The sequence below is a fragment of the Rickettsia senegalensis genome, assembly GCF_056135685.1.
In genome coordinates, this window is the sequence record NZ_JBVYTQ010000001.1 from 974,872 (window position 1) to 994,873 (window position 20,002).

Below are 20,002 nucleotides of genomic sequence, written 5' to 3' on the forward strand. Positions count from 1 at the left end.
TTATAAGACGACGTAGCCAATTTTGAAGTTCATCGAGTATACTACAACATTCTCTTCATCTGTTCTTGCTCTAATTTTTCTTCTTTATCTAGTTTATTTAAAAATTCTTTATAAAAACCGTTTGTTATATATACAAGTTCCATTTCGGTATTTAATTCCGAAGATTCAAGTATGATTAAACATTCACCATCCTTGAAAGTAACCACTTTATCATTTTCTTCTTCTAAACTATATTTATCTTTTAAAATGTTATAAAACTCTTCAAACTTATTTTTATCTATAGTTAAGATAACGGCTTCTATTACATTAAAATCATTACATATTACTAAAGCTTTAGATATAGCTTTTTCATTTGGTTCTATATAATAATTATATCCTTGCCAATAATTAGGTTCTTTATTGATGATTCTGTATTTTTTTGTTAAATCTATATTGGTAGTTTTATTTAATTCAAGACCAAGCGACATAGGATTAGAATAGGTATTTAAACAAAAAAATATAATTAATAAGGGTAATAGATTTTGCATAAATATATAATATTAAACAACAAATCTTAAATACTATAATATTTATATTATTTCAATTAAAAGTTAATACAATAAAAATCTTTACAAAATTTAGTGAAAAAAATAAAACCTCATATATTATAAGTAATTATATCTTTAGCTCATTACATGATAATCTTTAGTATAGTTTTTTTTAAAACCGTTTCGGTATTATTAAGTGTAGTAATAGGATTCTTAGCAGGTAAATATTCAAATGTTGAAAGAGATAGTATCTCTTCGTTACTATTTTATTTTATATCACCTATAGTATTTTTTACGATACCTGCTAGTACAACCTTAACACTTTCGGCATTAAGCGTTACGATCGTAACATTTGTAATTGCAACACTCTTATCGCTTTTTTCTTATTATTTTTTTGGTAAATTTTGGCAAGATCATACACGTAATATTATAGCTTTGTCTGCAGGTACGGCAAATGGCGGATATTTTATGTTGCCTATAGCTGCAGCACTTTTCGATGATTATACATTAAGTATTTACATGATGGCTGTTATAGGAGTTAATATTTATGAATGTTCTGTCGGCTTTTATATTTGTATGCGAAGTTTTGCAAATACCACCGATAGTATATTAAAAGTAGTAAAATTACCGATTTTAAATGCTTTTTTCTTGGGATGTTTATTTAGTTTTTGCGGTTTTACTTTACCGGATTTTTTAGATGATTTTATATATAATATGAAAGGTTCTTTTTCGATACTCGGTATGGTAATGGTGGGCCTTGCTCTTTCATCTCTACAAAAATTTGAAGTCGATATAAAATTTACTCTTGCTACGTTTGCTGCTAAATTTTTATTCTATCCTTTGGGAGTAGGGTTATTTATCATGTTTGATCATTTTGTAACAAAATGGTATAACAATGATTACTATAATGCTCTAAAACTACTTTCTACGGCACCGCTCGCAGCAAATACTATAGTTATAGCGAATTTACAGAAATTTTATCCTGAGAAAGTTGCAGCTACCGTGTTTTTATCTTTGCTTTTTGTAGTTATATATATGCCGACAATGGTCAGTATATTTTTAAGTGACTTAAATTAATAACATGATGACAATGATTTTTTTAAAATTTATTCTAAATTGGTATTAATAGGTTCATATGAAAATTAATTCAATAAAAATTGGTCCCTATATTAATTTATTACCTCTTCAATATATACCGAAACATAAAATTTCTTATGTGGAATTCGGTGATCCTAAAAATAAAAATATAATAGTATGTGCTCACGGATTAACTAGAAATGCTCATGATTTTGATAAAATAGCTAAAGAGTTAAGTAAAAATTATAGAGTAATTTCAATAAATTATCCTGGTCGTAGTGATAGCGAAAATTTTAAAAAAGCTAATCATTATAATTATACTACCTATATTAAAGACACGTTATTCTTTTTTAAAAGACTAAATATTGAAAAACCTATTTGGCTCGGTACTTCAATGGGCGGTATTATAGGTATGGTACTTGCCAGTAAATATAAAAATATTTTTAAAGCCTTAATATTAAATGATATAGGGGCATTTATTGATGCTGCTCCTTTAATTAAAATTGAAGGTTATGCTAAAAAAACGGTACTCTTAGATGATTTGGCTAGTGCAAAAGAACATTTAAAACTTATTTACGCCCAAATAGGTATTAAAGATGAAGAAGATTGGGATTATTTAACAAAATATAGCGTAATTTCTACATTTGGCGGAAAATATAAAATGAATTATGATCCTGCTATAACAAAAGGAATGAAAAATGCTAGTAACCAAGAAGATGTTAAACTATGGTCCGTATGGAATAAAATAAAATGTAGAATATTAGTAATTCATGGGATGAAATCTCAAATTTTAACAAAATCTACTGTTAAAAAGATGAAAGAAACAAAAACTTTTGATCTTTATGAAATAAAATATGCTGGTCATGCTCCTTCCCTAATGAATCCTGAAGAAATTAACTATATCAAATCTTGGTTAGAGAAGAAGTCTTGATGTCATTTCTGCGTGGACATCAAATCGTCATTGCGAGGAGCGAAGGGCTTTGTCGCATGGATCAAAAAACGCCCTCGGTGCCATACCGTGGCTTAACCGCGGTATCCAGAAGAACAACTAAAAATATCAATAATATTGATATTTTTAACTGGATCCCGTGAATAAATCACGGGATGACAGCAAAAAATTTGGATTCTCGCTTCCGCGGGAATGACATCGGAATCATTTAAATTAATAACAAATAATAATTATGAAAATTACTACTAAAGTACTAATAATAGGTTCAGGCCCTGCGGGTCTAAGTGCCGCTATTTATACGGCTAGAGCCGCTCTAAAACCAATATTAATTAATGGTATGCAGCCAGGCGGGCAGCTTACAATTACCACCGATGTTGAGAATTATCCCGGATTTGCGGAAACGGTGCAAGGACCTTGGCTTATGGAACAAATGTCTATGCAAGCTAAAAATGTCGGTACAGATATTATTAGTGATTATGCAGAAAAAGTGGATTTATCAAAGAGGCCTTTTAGAGTATTTACAGGATCAGGAAATGAATATGAAGCAGAAAGTATAATCATCTGTACCGGTGCAGAAGCAAAATGGCTTGGTATAGCTTCAGAGCAGGAATTTCGTGGTTTTGGTGTTTCGGCATGCGCTACTTGCGATGGTTTCTTTTTTAAGAATCAAGAAATAGTTGTAGTAGGGGGAGGAAATAGCGCAGTAGAAGAAGCTTTATACTTAACCAATCATGCTAGCAAAGTTACTATAATACATAGAAGAGATAGTTTTAGAGCTGAGAAAATATTACAGGATCGATTATTTAAAAATCCTAAAATATCGGTAATTTGGGATCATGTAGTAGATGAAATTGTAGGTAGCGATAAACCAAAATCCGTTACCGGAGTTAAAATTCAAAATGTCCACACCAAAGAAATTAGTTTAGTGAATTGTAGCGGTGTATTTATAGCTATCGGGCATGCACCGAATACGGGGCTATTTACCGGACAAATTGCAATGGATGACGATAATTATATCATCACGAAGTTAGGTACAACTAAAACTAGCGTAGAAGGGGTTTTTGCTGCCGGTGACGTTCAGGATAAAATTTATAGACAAGCAGTAACTGCTGCAGGTAGTGGCTGTATGGCTGCTCTTGAGGTAGAGAAATTTTTGAATAAATAATAAAATTCCTAAAAAAAGACATAATCATACAAGAATTTATTAATTTTTTTTAATGAATTCTTGTATTAAAAATTATAGCAATATAATCTTTCTTTCTAATTTTATAAAATAGAGAGGAATTATGCCTACACAGCACTTAACTTTAGAGAAAAAATGGGAAATTTTTTTAAAAGCTATAGGAGCAGCAATAGGAGTTACAAAGGTAACTGATAATAAAGTTATTTTTAAAACAACTTCTAATGACTTAGAACATTTTCGTACATTATTAGCTTCCCTTGATGAATTAAAGAAGAATGTGATACATGCTGTATTTAAGGATAATAAGGAGAATATAGTAGAATCTGAATTATATAATGCGGATACTTCAGATATAGAAATAGGAGAGTTATTTTATAAGCTAGTAGACGGTGATCTTATAACAGAGTATGGTTTATCTAAAATTTTAGAAACAATAAGATTAGAAGCTGAATTTAATAAAGAATTATTAACTGCTGAGATTCAACTCTCTTGTGGAAATCCAATAAAACATAAAATGGATGAATCCAAACTCGAGACATTACAAGCCGTTATAAGTGATGAAAATAAATTATCAAAAATTTTAACAGGTGAAGCAACACCGGCTACAGATTATACCCATCCACCTACTGAATTTTCTAAATTAATATCCCAAATTATTTCTCATAGAGAAAATAATAGCTTAACTTTTACTCTAAATAACGGTGCAGCAATGCAAGTCGTTCAAGCTTATAAAGTTGACGGTAAACCACCTATTATCGCCTCTAATTTAGAATGCGGATTTATCCTTGATAAGCAGTATTTATTAAAATATTTATTTCCGATATTTAACGGTTTTGTCTGGCAAGAAGACGGTAAAGTTCTTATTATGTTTTCTTCTAAAGACCCAGAATATCTAAATACTAATAATAATCATGAAATTACTTTATTAATAGATATTAGCGGTAGTATGAAATATACTTTTAGTGATTAAAAAAGTAATATACAAAAGATACTAGCTAAATTAGTTGAGATCCCTAATTGGAAAATTAATATAGTTTCATTTAATGATCAATCTAGCATGAAATCTTTTTCTGATAAGAAAAACTCTCTTGAAGATATTAAGAAATATGTAGAAAATTTAAATGCTGAAGGATATACAAGATTATACGGTACCGTCAAAGATGCTTTAGAATTATTGAAAGAAGAAATAGATATACATTCTACTATTATAGTATTTACTGATGGAAAGAACGAAGGAACTGACTGTAATACAACACAACAAGAGGTTATAGAGTCTGCAATCTCTGTAATACAAAACCCTCAGTTTAATATGTATGCGGTAAGATTTGGTGAGAACTACAATAAAGAATTTTTTGAAGAAATTGCAATGCGTGGAGGATTTACTCATATTAGTTTAAGAGATCCGAGCGGTATGAAACGGCTTGAACAATATATTGACAATATTGAGCAAAAGGTGGTTATTTGGCAAATATTAGGAGAACAATTAAATTTAATAACACGAGTACAAGAAGGTGATGTTTTTATTGGAGATAAAGTAGATACCGATAAAGAAATTACGTTCTCTAAAGACGGTCAACAATTCACGATTGGAGTAGAAGAGTTTGATACAAATATTGCCGGCGTAGTAAGAAGTTGTTACGATGAAGTAGCTTAATTATTATATTTCTCTTGCTAGTATTAGCGGATAATTTTAAGATTAGAAAAATACTATATGTCACCTCAATGTCATTCCCGCGTAGGCGGGAATCCAGCATAAAGCGAGCTTTTAAAGAGTTTTAAAGTACTGGATTCCCGCCTACGCGGGAATGACATAAGAGCCATGCGAGCAATACCAATGTTCGCTTGCAATGACGATTTTAGTATCCACGCAATAATGCCATGAGGGATTTATGAACTTACTTAAATGTAGAAGTCAAGATTTAATCTTACAGACATTATAAAAATTATATCTGAATGTCTGATAAGTTATGACTGTCAGATGAGTATTCAAGATATAAGATTTCGTTATTCTTTTCAACAGCTAACTTTTTACTATCCATAAAAGTCTGCATAGGTGTTTTTCCATAGCAATATTTACCGGAATGCGGTCTTTCATTATTATAATATTCTAGCCAAATATCAAGATCTAGTTGTAGATCATCAAGATCAGTATAGATCTTTTTACGCATAGCAGTATCAAAGAATTCTTGTTTCATAGTTTTATTAAAACGTTCACACATACCATTTGTTTGAGGAGAATATGCTTTAGTAGTAGTATGCTCAATACCCTCAATGCTTAAGAACAATTCAAAAGCATGATGTTCTATATTACCTTTATACTCACCACCTCTATCAGTTAAAATACGAAGTACTGGTATTTGCTGACTCTCATACCATGGTAACACTCTATCATTAAGCATGTCAGCAGCGGTAAGTGCTGTTTTATCAGTATATAGTTTAGCCTCTGCAACCCGAGTGTAACTATCAATAAACACTTGAGAATATACCTTGCCTATGCCTTTAAAATTACCTACATAATATGTGTCTTGGCATCCTAGATAACCTGGATGCTGTGTATCAATCTCACCATGAGCTTCTTTCTCGCTACGCCGTTTCTCTAATACTTGTAACTGAGCTTCGGTAAGAACAATACCATCCTGAGCCATTTTGGCTTCTAATGCTTTAAGTCTTTTATTGATATTATTTAAATCATTACGTAGCCAAATAGATCTAACTCCTCCAGGTGATACAAGAATACCAGTCTTTTTAAGCTCATTTGATACTCGCAGCTGACCATAAGCGGGGTATTCTATTGCCATATCTAATACTGCTCTCTCTACGGCAGGATCAACTCTATTCGCTATAATTGGCTTCTTCCGACTAATCTCATATAACGCTTCTTCTCCTCCTGTTTCATATAACTCTTTAAACCTATAATAACTGTCTCTACTGTAACCCATAGCTTTATATGCTGACGATATACTACCAAGACTCCTAGCTAATTCTAGTAATCCTATTTTTGGCTTTATTATTTTTTGATTTAGATTCATCTCTAATCCTCCATTTAATATTATCTTAATTTTACTAAATGTGAGATTAAATCTCAACTATTACACAATAAGAGTACCAATAACCTTATCATGAATATCCAATGACTTGGAAAAGCAGATTGTCTTACGTGCAAGCCTCTTGCATCTCGTTCTAAGGTTCAAGTTACTTCGTTCTATCCGTTGAGTGTATTTTTTACTGATAATATGCTTTTTAGGGTCTAATAACCTAGCATAACTCCCCCATCCATCTGTATAGTAAAAAGTCACCTTGAAATTCTCTAGTTTTTTCAGTAATGATATAATGGACTGAGAAATCAAGACAAAAAATAATCAAATTCGTTTCCTATTTTTATTATATTGTTAAGCAGCTAATTGATAATAATTTTGCGTATAATTCAGATAAACATCCATAGGTTTTTTGTAACCAATACCCGAATGAAATCTTTGATAATTATACTTATACAGATAATTATCAATACCTATCCTCAGTTCTTTAATATTTTTAAAATCATTAATAAATATACAGTTATATTTTATAGTCCTAAAAAATCTCTCTATTACGATATTATCAATACTTCGACCTTTTCCATTCATTGAGATTTGAATATTATTATCTTTTAGTATCTGTATATGGTCATGACTAGTATATTGACTACCCTGATCACTATTAAATATCTTTGGAGCATTATATTTATTAAGGGCATCCTTCAAGACATCAGTAACAAGAGTTGCATCCATAGAATTGGATAATTTATAACTTAATATAGCTTTGCTATGCCAGTCTATAATAGCCGCCATATACATAAAGCCATCATGAGTTCTAATGTAAGTAATGTCACCACTCCAAACCTCATTGACATTAGGTACATGTACTGTTTTTGTTGTTCTAGATTTAGTCCAATATTGATCAAGTAAATAACTGTATACTTTATGCTCATTATCCTTTACAGAAGTAGACTTTCTCTTATGAGGATAAATGGCTTCTATTCCCATCATCCTCATATATTTTAATACTCGATCTCTGCCAATTGAAAAACCATCCTCTAATAACTGATGATAAATATAACGATAACCAAATTCGGGATTATCTGTATATATTTCATCTATTCTATTTAAGATACTTAATTTATCTACACTAAGCGGTTTAACTTTATAATATGTTGTAGAGCGACTAATATCTAGCAACTCACATTGTCTTGTCTTTGGTAGTTGATCTAGCTTGGACTGGACAAGACTCTTTCTATTTGATAAGTCCAAGCTTTTTAGCTTTCCCACAGCCCAGTCCCTCTCCACCGTAGCTTTCCCAAGAGCTTTAGCTAGTTCATCATTTTGTTCTTTGAGATCACTAATTTGTTCTTGATATTCACTCAAAACTTTAGCTGGCTCAAAAGCTAGAGCTGCATTAGCAACAAACTGCTTTTTCCAATTCTGAATTGTCTTGGAGCTTATCTCATATTTTGATGCTAATTGACTTAAGGTAGCATCCTCTTTTATTAATTCTAATACTACCTTAGTCTTTTCTTCACTACTGAAAATCCTAACCTTATTTTTCTTCATCTTTCCTCCTAAGTTTTACCTATTTATTGTAACTTATTTCGGAAACTTGAGTACTATTTTTTCTGTCCAGTTTTCTCAGTCCATTATATGATTCTAATGTGCTATCACATCTTGTACCAAACGTATAAGCAACTACTTTTAACGAAATCTTATCCAAGGCATACCAAAGCCATCGTTGTCTGGATTTATTCTGTACATAAGACCATTGTTCATCTATCTCAGGAGCAATAATTACTTCTGTTGTACTGATAGAATGATTTATTGTTTTTTAATACTAGATTTTTTTAAAACACGGATAACTGTATTGATACCCACTTTTAATACTCTTACTGTATCTCTAACTCCAGAGCCGTTGATTGACATTTCTACTATTTGCTCCTTAACTCCAGGCTTAGATGCATTATTAATATACTCCAATTAAAAATATCGATTACACCGCTTGCATTGATATCTCTGTTGTTTTGAAATTGAATATCCTGACTTTATTACTTCTTCTGTGTTGTTACAATATCTACACTTAACATCTATTTTTGCCATAACTCCTTAACTATAATTCTCTCTTATTACTGTTTGAGGATTATAGACTATTTACTCTAAACTGCAATACGGAGGCACGACCATACCGAATACGGCTTGCAAGGATATGTATATTCAAATAATATATCTGTGGCACAAATGATAGCAACTAGACTTGATTTCGGTATGGTTTCAATTAATAACCCATTGCCCGGAAATGCAAAAGCGCCTTTTGCAGGGCGTAAAGCTTCAGGCTTTGGAGTTGAAGGCTCATTTGAAGGGATATTTGAATATCTAAATACGAAATATATAAATTTACAAGTGTAGATACCAAATCGTCATTGCGAGCAGCCGTAGGCTGCGTGGCAATCTTATCAAATATCCTGAGATTGCTTCGTCAATTACTTCTTCATTTCCTCGCAATGACGGGAGAATTGATCCATGCAACAACACCTATATGATAATGAAATAAAAATTATGCCTGTTCCTATAAATGATATTGAAAGAAAAATTGAAAAAATTAGCCTTATACTTGATAATTATGAACCGCTTTGTTTAATAATAGGTAAAGAAAAAGTTAATCACCACTTACACATAACATCTAATAATCTTGCTGAATTGTTAGATAAAGAGATGTCGCTTTCAATTGAATATTTTGATCCTATAGTACGACTAATTGAACAATTTAATAAGATTGAAATTATAATACCTCAAGAGCTTAATAATGCTTTATGTAATACATTATTAAACTTTGAGCATAATTATTATTCCGACGAATTACAAGAAACCGTAATTCAATATATAGAAAAACTTGATATTCTAGGGGTGAATGCGCACTAACACTCTAAAAATCTCAATAGTTTTACCGGTTTATAATAGAGAGAAGCTATTACCTTTTGCTATTGAGAGCTGCCTTAATCAAAGCTTTAAAGACTTTGAGCTTATTATTATTGATGATTGCTCAAAAGATAGTAGCGTTATAGTAGCTAGGAAATATGCAGAGCAGGATTCACGTATTAAGGTAATAGTAAACGAGACCAATAAAAAATTACCGGCAAGCTTGAATGTTGCTTTTAAAGAGGCCAAGGGGGAGTATTTTACTTGGACTTCAGATGATAATCTTTTCCATGAAAATGCTTTAGAAAAAATGGTTAAGACACTTGATAATTCACCTGAGATAGGGCTTGTATATACTGATTATACTTTAATCGATGAGCAAGGTAGTATAGGCGCAAGACTTTATCAAGAATCGCCTGAGTTTTTACCGATTAGAGATTGCGTCGGTGCATGTTTTTTGTATAGAGCTGATTTAGCAAGGAAAGTAGGCGAGTATAATGAAAATATGCAGTTAGTTGATGATTATGAATATTGGCTTCGTTTTGGACTTGTTACAAAATTTGCTCATATACCGGAATCTTTATATTTCTACCGAGTACATGATCAAAGCTTAACAATAGAGCGTAAAATAGAAGCAAAACAGGCCAAAAGAGCTTTAAAAGAATTATTTAAAGATAAATATATTATTCCTGCTGAGATTAAACCTATAAATGATTTATATAATTGGTTTATTGAAGATAGAAATTTAAGCTCTTATTTTAGGTTATTTAAAATAATTATTTGTAGTCCGATAATTACTATTTCTTATATTATTAAAAATCTGAAAAGAATTAGGTGATGCTTATGTTATTCTTGTTTCTGTCATTGCGAGAAAAAATTGAAAATTTTGACGAAGCAATCTCAGGAGTTTGTTATTATTTCATGAGATTGCCACGTCGCTTCGCTCCTCGCAATGACGACTGGGAGTCTACGCAAGCGAGCCTTTCTCGCAAGGCGTTGTTGCGTGAAGATTAAAAAAAGTCAATATAGCGCTTAGAGTATAAAAATAATTAAATTTTATATAATTCTAAAGCTATATTGAGCTTTCCCAAGGGCAATCATTTCATTTGTAATAGTTGAGATTTAATCTTACATTTAGTAAAATTAAGATAATATTAAATGGAGGATTAGAGATGAATCTAAATCAAAAAATAATAAAGCCAAAAATAGGATTACTAGAATTAGCTAGGAGTCTTGGTAGTATATCGTCAGCATGTAAAGCTATGGGTTACAGTAGAGACAGTTATTATAGGTTTAAAGAGTTATATGAAACAGGAGGAGAAGAAGCATTATATGAGATTAGTCGGAAGAAGCCAATTATAGCGAATAGAGTTGATCCTGCCGTAGAGAGAGCAGTATTAGATATGGCAATAGAATACCCCGCTTATGGTCAGCTGCGAGTATCAAATGAGCTTAAAAAGACTGGTATTCTTGTATCACCTGGAGGAGTTAGATCTATTTGGCTACGTAATGATTTAAATAATATCAATAAAAGACTTAAAGCATTAGAAGCCAAAATGGCTCAGGATGGTATTGTTCTTACCGAAGCTCAGTTACAAGTATTAGAGAAACGGCGTAGCGAGAAAGAAGCTCATGGTGAGATTGATACACAGCATCCAGGTTATCTAGGATGCCAAGACACATATTATGTAGGTAATTTTAAAGGCATAGGCAAGGTATATTCTCAAGTGTTTATTGATAGTTACACTCGGGTTGCAGAGGCTAAACTATATACTGATAAAACAGCACTTACCGCTGCTGACATGCTTAATGATAGAGTGTTACCATGGTATGAGAGTCAGCAAATACCAGTACTTCGTATTTTAACTGATAGAGGTGGTGAGTATAAAGGTAATATAGAACATCATGCTTTTGAATTGTTCTTAAGCATTGAGGGTATTGAGCATACTACTACTAAAGCATATTCTCCTCAAACAAATGGTATGTGTGAACGTTTTAATAAAACTATGAAACAAGAATTCTTTGATACTGCTATGCGTAAAAAGATCTATACTGATCTTGATGATCTACAACTAGATCTTGATATTTGGCTAGAATATTATAATAATGAAAGACCGCATTCCGGTAAATATTGCTATGGAAAAACACCTATGCAGACTTTTATGGATAGTAAAAAGTTAGCTGTTGAAAAGAATAACGAAATCTTATATCTTGAATACTCATCTGACAGTCATAACTTATCAGACATTCAGATATAATTTTTATAATGTCTGTAAGATTAAATCTTGACTTCTACATTTCATTTAATATATTTATCTTAGTAATTACTTCGTTTTTTCTTCCTTTCTCTGTTTTTTGTTGTAAGTTAAAGCCAAACGTTCGCTTCAACCTAAACATAAACGATTCAACCCTTGACCTTTGATGATAGCCGCTATTAATTTTCCATGCTTTTAAACCTTCATCAAAATTTTTATATTCTCTAATTCCTTTTATTACTTTATCTCTGTAAGCTAAATGTTCTTTCTCTACCTTGCTTTTATTCTTTAATTCATCTTGTGACTTAGATGTTCGTGCTGGGGGCATTAAATCTTGTACTCCCCAATCATATATTATCTTTCTAAACTCCTGCGTATCATAAGCTCCATCTGCTATAACGGTTTTAGCTTTGCCTGTTATCTCTTTGCTCATATCACCAACAACTTCACAGTCGTTTGTGTTACTATCCGTATAGGCTACAGATAGTACTTCCATACTATCTAAATCGACTGCTACATGTATCTTCTTCCACTGTTCTCTCTTACGATATAATCCATCCTTACCGTTATAATCCATCCTTACCGTATTTCCTTTGATGCCACCCACTGGTGCTATATACATTTACTCCGGTACTATCAAATACTATCTCTTTCCCTGAACCTTTCTCTTGTACTCCAATATTTTTTACTCGTAACTTTAGCTTACTAGCGATTCTTGATGCATGGGCATAATCCGGTATTCTTAAATCCTTACCCGCAAATATTTTGCTAAACATTCCTTCTGCAAATCCGCTTGTTGCTCGCCATGGCAATCTTAATAACAGCTTAATTGTTAGCAAATATTCATACATCTTGCTATTATATCTTCTCGCTCCTCCTTGCCTCTGTTCCCCTCCATAATATAACTCTTTTAAATATTCTTCACAAAATGTGAAAATTATTGTTCCTCTTTTCTTTAAACTTCTGTTATATTCTTTCCAGTTGCAAACTTTTTGTAGCTTTGACATACACACTTGTGGTTAAGTTTTTTGTCGATTTACTACTTTTCTTAGTTCGCAGCTACTTTTTTTATATCTACGCAACAAGGTCTTGCAGGAATGACGGTTTTGGTATCTATGTAACAATGCCTTACTTCCGCATGATAAGCTTGCCTGTGCCTTAAGAAAGCATAAATAGTAATCAAGAGTGATTTGTGTCAAGTCAAAAATCTAAAAAAAAATAAATATTTATATTGAATAAATTATTATTCTCGTGTCTACTTAGGTGAAGATTCTATACACTGAATATGGTGTCATTTTTCAAAATAAGCATTATAAATAACGCCTACAACCCCATTAGTACCTATAATGAACACGCTTAAAAAAAATAAATTTCAAATAACTATAAACAATAACCATAATAATTTACTTACTCCTTTCGGTAAAGCTATTCTGCGAGATCGATATCTTATGAAAGGTGAGGATTTTCAAGATTTATTTGCAAGAGTTTCTAGTTATTATGCCGAAAATAAACAGCATGCTCAGAAGCTATATGAATATATGAGTAAAATGTGGTTTATGCCGGCAACACCAATCTTAAGTAACGGTGGAACGGATAGGGGGCTTCCTATTTCATGCTTCTTGAATGAGACCGATGACAGCTTAGACGATATAGTAAATTTATGGACGGAAAATGTTTGGCTTGCTGCACGCGGCGGCGGAATTGGAAGTTATTGGGGTAATGTTCGTTCTATTAATGAAGGGATTCGTGATAAAGGTCATTCATCCGGTATTATACCGTTTATTAAAGTAATGGATTCTATGACTCTTGCTATTTCGCAAGGTTCTATTAGACGAGGTTCATCAGCTGTATATTTGCCTATTAATCACCCTGAAATTGAAGAATTTATTGATATAAGACGTCCGACAGGTGGGGATGTTAACCGAAAAGCTCTTAATATTCATCACGGTATAGCTATAACCGATGAATTTATGAAAGCCGTTGAAAACAATACGGATTTTGACCTTGTTAGTCCTGCTACCAAAAAAGTTGTAAATAAAGTTAGAGCAAGAGATTTATGGGTTAAATTATTAACTACTAGAATAGAAACGGGTGAGCCTTACTTGTTATTTATCGATAGTGTTAATAAATCTATCCCTGAGCATCATAAAAAATTAGGGCTTCAAGTTAAAATGTCCAATCTTTGTAGCGAAATTACATTGCCGACGGGAATTGACCATTTAGGCAAGTCAAGAACTGCCGTTTGCTGCCTTTCTTCTTTAAATTTAGAGTATTATGAAGAGTGGAAAGATGATAAAGAATTTATCCATTCTATTATGTTGTTCCTTGATAATGTTTTAGAAAACTTTATTAATAAAGCACCGGATACTATGACAAGAGCTAAATATTCGGCTATGCGTGAGCGAAGCGTTGGACTTGGCGTAATGGGATTCCACTCATTTTTGCAAATGAAAAAAGTACCGATAGAATCGGTTATGGCAAAAGTTTGGAATAAAAAAATATTTGAATATATATCTGCTGAAGCTGATAAAGCATCAATAGAAATCGGTAAAGAAAAAGGAGCATGTCCTGATGCTCTAGATGCAGGAAGTAATGAACGATTTAGCAATAAAACCGCAATAGCACCTACCGCCTCAATTTCGGTAATAGCAGGTAATGCCTCACCCGGAATAGAGCCGTTTGCCGCTAATAGCTTTGTACAAAAGACTTTAACCGGTTCTTTTAACGTGCGTAACAAACATTTAGAAAAGTTATTAGAAGAGAAAGGATTTAATAATGACCAAGTTTGGTCTTCGATTGCAACACATGAAGGATCAGTACAACATTTAACATTTTTATCCGAAGAAGAAAAACAGGTTTTCAAAACCGCTTACGAAATTGATCAGAATTGGCTAATTGAACTGGCAAGCGATCGTACTCCTTACATTACGCAAGCACAATCTTTAAACATCTTTTTACCGGGGAATGTTAGTAAGAAATATTTAAATAATATTCATTTTAAAGCTTGGAAAAAAGGAGTAAAAAGTTTATATTACTGTAGATCGACATCAATACAGCGAGCCGATAAAGTGTCGCATGATGTACTAAAAGCAGATTTTAAAGATTTAGAGAAACAAAACGATAAGTTAGCAGAAGCCGGTAATTACGAAGAATGCTTAGCTTGTCAGTAAGTATAAGTGTTGTTGTATTGATACTAAATCGTCATTGCGAGCGACTGTAAAGAGCGTGGCAATCTCGTCAAATATCCTGAGATTGCTTCGTTAATTATTTCATAATTTCCTCGCAATGACGAAAAACCAAAGCCATAAATATAAAAGAATAATTATGTCATTACTTGATGCAAGTCCAATTTATAAACCGTTTTCATATCCATGGGCATATGAAGCTTGGCACACTCAACAGAAAATTCATTGGCTACCGGAAGAAGTACCGCTTGCCGACGATGTTAAAGATTGGAAATATAACTTAACTCCAGGGGAAAAACATCTATTAACCCAAATATTTCGTTTTTTTACACAAGCAGATATTGAAGTGAATAACTGCTATATGAAGCATTATTCACGAGTATTTAAACCTACTGAAGTATTAATGATGTTATCGGCGTTTTCTAATATGGAAACCGTGCATATTGCAGCGTATTCTCATTTACTTGATACGGTAGGTATGCCGGAAGTAGAATATTCAGCATTTCTTAAATATAAGGAAATGAAAGACAAGTATGATTATATGCAGCAATTTGGAGTGGATACCAAAGAAGATATAGCAACTACACTCGCAGTATTTGGAGCTTTTACTGAAGGATTACAGCTATTTGCCTCTTTTGCGATTATGCTTAATTTCCCTCGTTTTAATAAAATGAAAGGTATGGGACAGATTATTGCTTGGTCAGTGCGTGACGAAACACTTCATACTAATTCAATTATTACTCTGTTCAAGACTTTTGTAAGAGAAAATCCTGAAGTTTGGACGGAAACTTTACGTAAACGTATTTATGAAGCTTGTACGACTATTGTGCATTTTGAAGATGCCTTTATTGAACTTGCTTTTGAAGTCGGCGGTATTGAGGGGTTAACGGCATATGAAGTAAGACAATATATTCGTTATATTGCCGATCGTCGTTTAATGCAGCTAGGACTCAAAGATGTATATTTGGTAAATCATAACCCGCTTCCTTGGCTTGATGAAATGCTAAACGGAGTCGAGCATACAAACTTTTTTGAAAATAGAGCGACTGAATATTCAAAAGCAGCGACTACCGGTTCATGGGAAGAAGTATTCACTGAGATGGATACCAGAAGCGGAGGCTAAATAATATACTCGGATAGAACTTAAAAAATTGGTAGCCATGTCTTCGTAAGTCCTCGGATGCTGAACATGTTGTGTCGAAGTATACATATTAACAACAAGAATAAAAAAATTAAAAATACCTAATCTTTATTTTTAAAAATTTTTTAAAATAGATTTAGAATATTTAAAAATTTCGAGTAATTTTATGGCTATTACGAATAATAAAAACTATCAAAAAGTTGTAGAAAAAGTTTTATCTTCTTCTAAAGCTAATAAAGCACTAAAGAGTGCAATTAAGGACTTATCGTCTTCAAAGAGTATAAGCTTAAGAACGATGTTACTCGGAGCAAGGTTTGTTTTAACTAATCCTGTAAATAGTTATAATCTTGTTAAGCTTGCTAAATCCTCTAATATATATCTTGATCCGGAATTTCAAAAATCACTTCTTGAAAAATCTCCAATATGGGAATTTTTAAAAAAACATTCAGATGACTTGCCTAAAATAGGTCAAATCTTAGCAAATGCGGGCTTTAGAGAATTTCAAGATAAGAGTGCTTTAGATAAAAAGGGACTCGAAATACTAAAAGAATGTTTTAAAAATGAAGAAGTACTTAAAAAACTTCAAGAAATTGCAGTTGAAGTAAAGCAAGAGCTACCGGACTGGAATAAAGTGACTTCTAGAACTTTAGATATGCTGGTTACCGATACAAATTTTAAAAAATTCTTTAATGAAAAGAGCGAAGATATTACGCATTATATACGCACCGGAGCAACTGAAATACTTCCAAGCGATTATATAAAAACTTTTGATGATATATTACAAAAACCCGAAAAGAAAAATTTATTAAAAATATTTAATGAACATCCTGATTTTAAGCAGGAACTGGCTGAAAATATAAACAATCCTAATACTCTAAAAAGGTTTAATAAGTTATCTCCTGAAAAACAACTCATTATTGAAAGTTTCTTAGCAGAAGTAAAAGAACAAGCTAAACCTTTCTTAAAAGAACATTTTGAAAGCTACAAAATCGATCTTAAAATTTTAGATATTATTCCTACTTTATTAAATAAAATTCCTGAGACAAAAGAGATTTTTGATACTCTTAACGCTCCAAATCAAGGTGTAATGATATCTCTTGAAAAATCCTTAGAAATGGTAGTGGGTGATGATAAATTAAAAAGTTTTTTTGCTAATAATAAAACAATCTTACCAAATATTGCTTTAGGTATTATTGAAAATACTCCTAGCGTACAAAGTATAACCAAAGAATATAATTTTGATAAACAAATGCTTAGTATAGTGGGCGAAGTTATGTCAAAACCGGAAATTGCTCATGAGATTATTGCAGACTTAAATAAAGGTGATTATATGAGTTTAACCGGTAATATAATCTCTGCACTTAATGATCATTCATTTAAATTAAAAGATATATTAGTAGAGCAAAGTAAAGAAGGGCTATTTGATAATTTAATTACAGGAGTTTTAGAACAAGATGAAAAAAATAGCCAAACTATAAAACAACAACTCATAAATTACGGTCTGGAAGCGAGTGATATTACAAAGCTAATGAGCATAATGCCTATATTACTTGATAAACCTGAGTCATTAACAAAGGTTTTTCGAGATTTTATTAAAGGTGATTATATGGGAATGGCAAAAGAGTTAATAGCTTTAACTAAAGATAATCCTGAGATTAAGAGATATTTAAACGATAATAAAGAAATATTTGCAAGTATTTTAGATAAAACTTTAAAAGATATACCGGGCATAAATAACCTTGATAAGAAAGAATTATATAATGTACTTCCATCAATGTTAAACCATCCTAATGAATTAGTTAAAATTATAGAAGAGGTTGAACAAAGTAATTATCGTGGAGCCGCTAGTGCTATATATAATCTAGCTCAAAAAACCAATTATTTTGAAGGTCAATTGCCGAATATTATAAAAGCAGGTTTTAGCTATGCTACTGAAAAAGTAAAAGATGTATTTAGTCCATCACAAGATTTTAAAGACAAAACTATAGATGAAATTACTCTTAGAAATAATTTAAATAAAATACAAAATGGAAAATTCAGCTTAGAGGGAGCTATATTAGTAGGTAATTTATCTAATATTGACTTCTCAAGCGTATCATTAAAAAATGCAGATTTAACTAAAGTAACTTCTTTAAAAGATTGTAATTTTAAAAATACTAATTTAGCAGAGACTAAATTACCTGACAATTTAATGCTACTGACTGATACTTACAATCTTGATAAGGCCATTCCTCCTTTAGCACCTGAACTAATTAAAGAACAACAAGCAAAATTAATTGATAAGGCAATTGATAAAGTATTTTTACAAATACAAGCCGAAGAAAAAAGAAATTTACTTAGTAAAAAAGAATTTGCTCAACAGGTAAATATATTATGCGAAGAAAATCAAGTTGTTAAAGACTATATTATAGAAAAACTAAACTCGCTACCTATGAATATGGTTAAGAGCCTTGCTACTCCTAAAACAAATCAATATAAACATATTACAAATCATGTAAATTCTCCATTACAAATATTGAACCCTTTATATGAAAATATTGCAAATAAACAAGATATTAAGAGTAATTTATTTGCAAATATTTTAACCGAGAAAATATCACAAAAACTTTTTGATAAAGGTGATAATAGAGGTGAAGATTTTTACATGATTAATCAGATGCTAAAACCTATCGTTTCTGAATATTCTAAAGAGAATCCTGATAATATAAATAATTTTTTAGAGCCAAAAAATCTAGAAAAGTTAGCAAGTAATATTGCCTCTACTTTAAATTCTAAATCTGCATATACTTGGGCAGGCACTATTACCGGTGGAATTTACTTACCAAAAGAAATCTTCAATGAACAGTTAAAAGATAATTTTAAGAATGAGTTTGAAAATATTAATAAACTAAATGTTTTAAAAGAAGCAAAAAATATAGTTTCAAATTTAGATAGTAAAGTGCATATAGTAAATAATCCCGATAAATCACATACTTATGAATCATTACCTACAAAAAATAAAAAAAATACCCAGATAACTCCATAAATCTTAGATCAAATTGATTTAATTATCATATTATGCAATAAAAATTAAAATATTTAAGTATTTCTTAATTTATTTCTTTGAATCAATTTTAAGATAATTTAATGTTTATGTAATTAAATACATTTCATTATTTTTATGGCAGTTACAAATTCCATTAAAGATATTAAATTAAAGAATTTTAATAAAACTGTTAAAAGGACATTATCTTCTCCTGATGCAGATAAGGCATTTACAAGCTTTATTTATGACCTCGCATCTCCAAAGAAAAAAATATTACCCGTTAGCATAGGAGCATTATTAAAAGGCGCGAAGTTTGCTTTAACTAATCCCGTAAATAGTTATAATCTTGTTAAAATTGCAAGCTCATCTGCTATATATCTTGATTCAAACTTTCAAAAATCCGTTCTTGAAAAATCTGAAATATGGGATTTTCTAAAAAAACATGCAGATGATTTACCAAAAATAGGGCAAATCTTAGCAAAAGCAGGGTTTAGAGAATTTCAAGAAGGTAATTTTCTAGATCAAAAGGGCCTTACAACATTAAAAGAATGTTTTAAAAATGATAATGTACTTAAAAGCATTAAAGAAATTGCAATTGAGCTAAAGCAAGACGTACCAGACTATAATAAAGTGACTTCTAAAACATTAGAAATGTTATCTACCGATAAAAATTTCTTGAAATTTTTTAATGAAAAAGGGAAAGATATAGCAGATTATATGT

At 31.4% G+C, this 20,002-nt stretch carries 20 protein-coding genes and 2 pseudogenes; 13 read left to right on the forward strand and 9 right to left on the reverse strand.

From position 1 onward, the window contains the following. Nucleotides 1-41 precede the first annotated feature (41 nt). Nucleotides 42-467: a hypothetical protein gene (locus AC0ODJ_RS05295; protein WP_474465236.1), complete on the reverse strand. Its 426-nt coding sequence runs from the start codon at nt 465-467 to the stop codon at nt 42-44. 207 nt (nt 468-674) lie between these two features. Between AC0ODJ_RS05295 and AC0ODJ_RS05300 the strand changes: the two genes are divergently transcribed. The 5 genes from AC0ODJ_RS05300 (at nt 675) to AC0ODJ_RS05320 (ending at nt 5,390) form a co-directional block, all read left to right on the forward strand. Continuing rightward, nucleotides 675-1,604 carry an AEC family transporter gene (locus tag AC0ODJ_RS05300; RefSeq protein ID WP_474465238.1) on the forward strand — a complete coding sequence of 310 codons (930 nt, stop codon included), beginning with the start codon at nt 675-677 and terminating at the stop codon, nt 1,602-1,604. Nucleotides 1,605-1,662: 58 nt separating this feature from the next. Further along, on the forward strand, nt 1,663-2,535 hold the full coding sequence (locus tag AC0ODJ_RS05305; protein WP_218460545.1) for an alpha/beta fold hydrolase: 873 nt from the start codon (nt 1,663-1,665) through the stop codon (nt 2,533-2,535). Nucleotides 2,536-2,785: 250 nt separating this feature from the next. Then, nucleotides 2,786-3,718 carry a thioredoxin-disulfide reductase gene (gene trxB, locus AC0ODJ_RS05310; protein WP_218460546.1) on the forward strand — a complete coding sequence of 311 codons (933 nt, stop codon included), beginning with the start codon at nt 2,786-2,788 and terminating at the stop codon, nt 3,716-3,718. A 121-nt stretch (nt 3,719-3,839) separates the two neighbouring features. Continuing rightward, a complete protein-coding gene (locus tag AC0ODJ_RS05315) occupies nt 3,840-4,706 on the forward strand; it encodes a hypothetical protein (RefSeq protein WP_474465243.1) in 867 nt (288 codons plus the stop codon). 18 nt (nt 4,707-4,724) lie between these two features. Next, complete coding sequence (locus AC0ODJ_RS05320; protein WP_474465774.1) at nt 4,725-5,390, forward strand: vWA domain-containing protein; 666 nt, start codon at nt 4,725-4,727, stop codon at nt 5,388-5,390. 289 nt (nt 5,391-5,679) lie between these two features. On the opposite strand, the gene AC0ODJ_RS05325 is transcribed toward AC0ODJ_RS05320, so the two are convergent. The 6 genes from AC0ODJ_RS05325 to AC0ODJ_RS05350 are packed head-to-tail and all read right to left on the reverse strand — an operon-like array spanning nt 5,680 to nt 8,859. Then, nucleotides 5,680-6,765 (reverse strand): IS481 family transposase, encoded by a 1,086-nt coding sequence (locus tag AC0ODJ_RS05325; RefSeq protein WP_121834048.1) that lies wholly within the window; start codon nt 6,763-6,765, stop codon nt 5,680-5,682. A gap of 60 nt (nt 6,766-6,825) precedes the next feature. Next, nucleotides 6,826-7,083, reverse strand: coding sequence for an IS1 family transposase (locus tag AC0ODJ_RS05330; protein WP_474465245.1), 258 nt, complete (start codon nt 7,081-7,083; stop codon nt 6,826-6,828). Nucleotides 7,084-7,125: 42 nt separating this feature from the next. After that, nucleotides 7,126-8,322, reverse strand: coding sequence for an IS3 family transposase (locus AC0ODJ_RS05335; RefSeq protein ID WP_474464651.1), 1,197 nt, complete (start codon nt 8,320-8,322; stop codon nt 7,126-7,128). Between the two features lie 19 nt (nt 8,323-8,341). Next, nucleotides 8,342-8,584, reverse strand: coding sequence for an IS1 family transposase (locus AC0ODJ_RS05340; RefSeq protein WP_474465775.1), 243 nt, complete (start codon nt 8,582-8,584; stop codon nt 8,342-8,344). Further along, nucleotides 8,581-8,739, reverse strand: coding sequence for an IS1-like element transposase (locus AC0ODJ_RS05345; RefSeq protein WP_474464717.1), 159 nt, complete (start codon nt 8,737-8,739; stop codon nt 8,581-8,583). The genes AC0ODJ_RS05340 and AC0ODJ_RS05345 overlap by 4 nt, the downstream gene beginning before the upstream one ends. Beyond that, on the reverse strand, nt 8,740-8,859 hold the full coding sequence (locus AC0ODJ_RS05350; RefSeq protein ID WP_121834047.1) for an IS1 family transposase: 120 nt from the start codon (nt 8,857-8,859) through the stop codon (nt 8,740-8,742). 81 nt (nt 8,860-8,940) lie between these two features. Here AC0ODJ_RS05350 and AC0ODJ_RS05355 point away from each other — a divergent pair. The 4 genes and pseudogenes from AC0ODJ_RS05355 to AC0ODJ_RS05370 form a co-directional block, all read left to right on the forward strand. Beyond that, nucleotides 8,941-9,165: pseudogene (locus tag AC0ODJ_RS05355) on the forward strand (aldehyde dehydrogenase family protein); the annotation flags it as partial. A gap of 150 nt (nt 9,166-9,315) precedes the next feature. After that, entirely contained in the window at nt 9,316-9,678 is a 363-nt protein-coding gene (locus tag AC0ODJ_RS05360) for a hypothetical protein (RefSeq protein ID WP_474465247.1), read from the forward strand. Then, nucleotides 9,668-10,513 carry a glycosyltransferase gene (locus tag AC0ODJ_RS05365; RefSeq protein ID WP_218459927.1) on the forward strand — a complete coding sequence of 282 codons (846 nt, stop codon included), beginning with the start codon at nt 9,668-9,670 and terminating at the stop codon, nt 10,511-10,513. Before AC0ODJ_RS05360 ends, AC0ODJ_RS05365 begins: the two co-directional genes overlap by 11 nt. A gap of 334 nt (nt 10,514-10,847) precedes the next feature. Then, nucleotides 10,848-11,933 (forward strand): IS481 family transposase, encoded by a 1,086-nt coding sequence (locus tag AC0ODJ_RS05370; RefSeq protein ID WP_127896995.1) that lies wholly within the window; start codon nt 10,848-10,850, stop codon nt 11,931-11,933. Between the two features lie 34 nt (nt 11,934-11,967). Here AC0ODJ_RS05370 and AC0ODJ_RS05375 read toward each other — a convergent pair whose 3' ends face one another. Together AC0ODJ_RS05375 and AC0ODJ_RS05380 are read right to left on the reverse strand one after the other, a co-directional pair. Further along, nucleotides 11,968-12,507 (reverse strand): transposase, encoded by a 540-nt coding sequence (locus AC0ODJ_RS05375; RefSeq protein ID WP_474465250.1) that lies wholly within the window; start codon nt 12,505-12,507, stop codon nt 11,968-11,970. After that, nucleotides 12,497-12,937 carry a transposase gene (locus AC0ODJ_RS05380; protein WP_121843865.1) on the reverse strand — a complete coding sequence of 147 codons (441 nt, stop codon included), beginning with the start codon at nt 12,935-12,937 and terminating at the stop codon, nt 12,497-12,499. The genes AC0ODJ_RS05375 and AC0ODJ_RS05380 overlap by 11 nt, the downstream gene beginning before the upstream one ends. Nucleotides 12,938-13,276: 339 nt before the next feature. On the opposite strand from AC0ODJ_RS05380, the gene AC0ODJ_RS05385 reads away from it, so the two are divergent. From AC0ODJ_RS05385 to AC0ODJ_RS05400, 4 genes and pseudogenes are all read left to right on the forward strand, one after another. Further along, nucleotides 13,277-15,100, forward strand: coding sequence for a ribonucleoside-diphosphate reductase subunit alpha (locus tag AC0ODJ_RS05385; protein ID WP_218460422.1), 1,824 nt, complete (start codon nt 13,277-13,279; stop codon nt 15,098-15,100). Between the two features lie 154 nt (nt 15,101-15,254). Further along, nucleotides 15,255-16,238 (forward strand): ribonucleotide-diphosphate reductase subunit beta, encoded by a 984-nt coding sequence (locus tag AC0ODJ_RS05390; protein WP_218460423.1) that lies wholly within the window; start codon nt 15,255-15,257, stop codon nt 16,236-16,238. A gap of 184 nt (nt 16,239-16,422) precedes the next feature. After that, nucleotides 16,423-19,281 (forward strand): pentapeptide repeat-containing protein, encoded by a 2,859-nt coding sequence (locus tag AC0ODJ_RS05395; RefSeq protein WP_474465254.1) that lies wholly within the window; start codon nt 16,423-16,425, stop codon nt 19,279-19,281. Between the two features lie 135 nt (nt 19,282-19,416). After that, nucleotides 19,417-20,001: pseudogene (locus AC0ODJ_RS05400) on the forward strand (pentapeptide repeat-containing protein); the annotation flags it as partial. Nucleotide 20,002 lies beyond the last annotated feature (1 nt).